At 62.3% G+C, this 2,271-nt stretch carries 1 protein-coding gene; it reads left to right on the top strand.

The genetic code is table 11. The features are described from left to right. Positions 1-152: 152 nt before the first annotated feature. On the top strand, positions 153-2,271 hold a 2,119-nt coding region (ileS, locus tag VZ95_RS14505; RefSeq protein WP_045776490.1), incomplete at its 3' end, for an isoleucine--tRNA ligase.

Here is a 2,271-nt window from a genome sequence, read left to right as displayed (position 1 = left end):
ACGCTACACCCGTCTTACCGGGATGACCAGCGCTTCTAAGCGCCAACGCACGTATGACCTGCGGGGCAAAATTCTTTCAGCACTTGCGCCCGGCGGGCGTTTCTGGAACGGTCTGCCTTCCCAAATGACTGATAAGCGTGCAAAGCCCGGCCATGACCCGCGATTACAAGACCTCTGTTTTCCTGCCCGCCACCGAGTTCCCGATGCGGGGCGATCTGCCCAAGCTGGAACCCGCCATTTTGGACCGCTGGGAGAAGATTGATCTTTACGATCGCATTCGCGATGACAGCGTCGGTCGGCCCCGCTGGGTGCTGCACGATGGCCCCCCCTATGCCAATGGCGATATTCATATCGGCCATGCGGTGAATAAGATTCTGAAGGATGTCATCAACCGCTCGCAGCGCATGCTGGGCCAGGATGTGTCCTATGTTCCCGGCTGGGACTGCCACGGTCTGCCGATCGAATGGAAGATCGAAGAAAAGTACCGCGCCAAGGGCCTCGATAAGAACGCCGTGCCGGTGGTGGAATTCCGCCAGGAATGCCGCGCCTTCGCCCAACATTGGGTAGGGGTGCAGGCCGAAGAGTTCAAGCGCCTCGGCATTATGGGCGACTGGCAGCAGCCGTATCTGACGATGGCCTATGCTTCGGAAGCGCAGATTTTCCGCGAACTGATGAAGTTCCTGATGAAAGGCGCGCTCTACCAAGGTTTTCGTCCGGTGCTGTGGAGCGTCGTTGAGCAAACCGCCTTGGCCGACGCCGAGGTCGAGTACCACGACCATACCTCGACGCAGATCTATGTGCGGTTTCCCGTGGTCAGCAGCCCGAACGCGGCGCTGACGGGGGCGGGCGTGGTGATCTGGACGACGACGCCCTGGACTATCCCGGCGAACCGCGCCGTCGCCTTCAATCCCGAGCTAGCCTATGCGCTGATCGAGGTCACGGACGTGGCCGAAGGTGCGTTGGCGAAACCCGGCGATAAGCTCATTCTCGCCGCCGATCTATTGGAGGCGACGACCCAGGCAACCAAGATCACCGCCTTCACCAAACTGGCCGATCTGCCGGGCACCGCCCTTGAGGGCACGATCCTCGCCCATCCGTTGCGCGGCCAGGGCTATGAGTTCGACGTTCCGCTGCTCCCCGGCGCGCACGTAACGGCGGACGCCGGGACCGGCCTTGTCCATACCGCCCCCAGCCACGGCGAAGACGATTTCCAGCTTGGCAAACAGTTCGGGCTCGACGTGCCGCGCACGGTGGCGGGAGACGGGAAGTATTACGACAGCGTGCCTTTGTTCGCGGGCGTGCATGTGTTCAAGGCCGATGCGCCCGTCTGCACCGCGCTGACCGAGGCGGGGAACCTGCTGGCAAGCGCGAAGCTGCTGCACTCCTACCCGCATTCCTGGCGCTCGAAGGCTCCGCTGATCTACCGCGCGACGCCGCAATGGTTCATCTCGATGGACACGGACGGCTTGCGCGATAAGGCCCTGAAAGCCATCGACGATACCAAATGGTTCCCGGCCCAAGGCAAGAACCGCATCGGCGCGATGATCGCCCAGCGGCCCGACTGGTGCGTGTCGCGGCAACGCACCTGGGGCGTGCCGATGGCGCTGTTTATCGACAAGAAAACCGGCGAGCCCCTGCGCGACGAGGGCGTGAACGCGCGCATCGCGGCGGCTTTTGAGGCCGAAGGCGGCGACGCCTGGTTCGCAAGCCCGGCCAGCCGCTTCTTGGGCAATGACTATAACCCCGAGGATTACGAGCAGGTCTCGGACGTGGTCGAAGTCTGGTTCGACAGCGGCTCCACTCACGCTTTCGTTCTGGAAGCCCGCCCGGACCTGAAGTGGCCCGCCGATCTTTATTTGGAAGGCTCGGACCAGCATCGCGGCTGGTTCCATACCTCGCTTCTGGAAAGCTGCGGCACGCGCGGGCGTGCGCCCTATGATGCCGTGCTCACCCACGGCTTCACGCTCGACGAGCAGGGCCGCAAAATGTCCAAATCCTTGGGCAATGGCGTCGATCCGCTGGTGGTGATGAACGAGTTCGGGGCCGATATTTTGCGGCTTTGGGCCATGCTGTCGGATTATTCTGAAGACACGCGCATCGGCAAATCGATCCTGCAATATACCGCCGACCATTACCGCCGCCTGCGCAATACGCTGCGCTACCTGCTGGGCGCGCTGGCCGGGTTCGAGGATGCGGAGAAACTCCCCATCGCTGAAATGCCAGAGTTGGAACGCTGGGTTTTGCACCGCTTGGCCGAACTGGATAAGGAGT

Origin of the sequence: Elstera litoralis (genome assembly GCF_000963705.1) — a bacterium.
GTDB classification, from domain to species: Bacteria; Pseudomonadota; Alphaproteobacteria; order Elsterales; family Elsteraceae; genus Elstera; species Elstera litoralis.
Note: the sequence above shows the minus strand (reverse complement) of the source record. Positions and strands in the feature narration are given on the sequence as shown.